1 protein-coding gene is annotated in these 1,689 nt (G+C 61.9%); it reads left to right on the top strand.

What is annotated here, in order from left to right; all coding sequences use genetic code 11:
• The coding region (locus tag JFU11_RS27910; protein ID WP_201062761.1) for a type I polyketide synthase at positions 1–1,689 on the top strand (1,689 nt) is incomplete at both ends.

The following is a 1,689-nucleotide window of genomic DNA, read 5'->3' as shown; positions in this document are numbered from 1 at the left end:
GCCATTGATTATGTAGAGACCCACGGTACCGGCACGGTCCTGGGTGACCCGATCGAAGTCAACGCGCTGGGCGCCGCCCTCTGCCAAGGACGCACCAGCGATCAACGCCTGACCCTGGGCTCGGTCAAGGCCAACATCGGCCACCTCGAGTCCGCCGCGGGCATGGCTGGTATCATCAAAGTCGTCATGGCCCTTCAGCACAAAGAGTTCCCCCCTCAGGCCAACTACACCCAGCCCAACCCGCGTATCCGCTGGGATGAGTTCCCGCTTTCAGTGCCCACTCAACGGACGCCTTGGCCAGCCAATGGCCGACCGCGGACCGCAGGCGTCAGTGGTTTCGGTTTTGGCGGCACGAATGCTCACGTCATTTTACAAGAAGCGCCTGTTCGCTCTGCCGAGCGCATTGTCGACTGTTCACATCCACAACATCTGCTGACGCTATCGGCCCAGAGTGCGGCCTCACTGGCTGCGCTACGACAAAGGTATGTCACTCACCTGCGCCGCCACCCCGAACTGGCACCGCAGGACCTCTGCTTTTCGGCCAATACCGGCCGTGCCGCGCTCGACTATCGGGCCGTGTTCACAGGGCGCACCCTGGAAGAGCTGCACCAACAATTGCAGGACGACAATATCGCTACAGCCAACCTGCCTGTTGCCGATGCCCCACGGGTCGCCTTCCTGTTCACCGGCCAGGGCGCACAGTACCTCGGGATGGGTAAAGAACTTTATGCCAATCAGCCGACTTTCCGGGAAACCATTGACCGTTGCAGCGACTACATTCTTGCGCAAGAAGGCTGGTCGCTGGTCGACTTGCTCTATGCCGAAGGCGCCGAAGCGGCACGCCTGGACCAGACGGTGTATACCCAACCCGCCTTGTTCTGTGTCGAGTACGCGCTGGCGACCATGTGGATGGCCTGGGGGGTCACCCCGTCAGCGGTCATGGGACACAGTATTGGTGAGTACGTAGCGGCCTGCGTAGCCCAGGTCTTCAGCCTCGAAGACGCACTGAAGCTGGTCATCGCCCGCGGCCGGCTGATGCAGACCCTGCCCGCTGGCGGCGCCATGGCGGCTGTCCGGGCCGGGCAATCGGTGGTGGAAGCCGTCATTGCCGGGTTCGGGGGGGCGGTGTCGATCGCCGCCTTCAACAGTCCATCGCAAACGGTGATTTCCGGCGATGCCGATGCCGTTGCGCACTGCTGTGAAATCCTCACGGCACAACAGGTCAGAACCGTGCATTTGAGTGTCTCGCACGCCTTCCATAGTGCGCGCCTTGAACCGATCCTCGACGCGTTTGAGCAAGTCGCTGACGAAGTCACCTACCAAACGCCGCAGATCCCCCTTATCAGCAACCTGAGCGCCGAACCGATCACCCCCGGCATGCTGTGCGGCCGCTACTGGCGTGATCATGCCCGTCAACCCGTGGCGTTTGCACGCGGCCTTGAAACGCTGGCCTCACTGAACTGCGAATTGTGGCTGGAAGTGGGCCCTCATCCTGTACTCATTGACCTGGCAGCGACGCAAATGCCCGTCGGGGTGAGTGCAATGGCGATGCTCAACCGACGCCGCGACGATTGGGAGCAGACACTGGAAACCCTCGGAGCCCTCTATCGCCAAGGATGGGTACCAGACTGGAAAGCGTTTTATGCCGGTTGCGGTGGCCAGCAGGTTGAGCTGCCAGCGTACGCCTGG

Source organism: Pseudomonas sp. TH37, from assembly GCF_016650735.1.
Taxonomy (GTDB): Bacteria; Pseudomonadota; Gammaproteobacteria; order Pseudomonadales; family Pseudomonadaceae; genus Aquipseudomonas; species Aquipseudomonas farris.
This window is presented reverse-complemented; position numbering and strand designations above follow the sequence as displayed.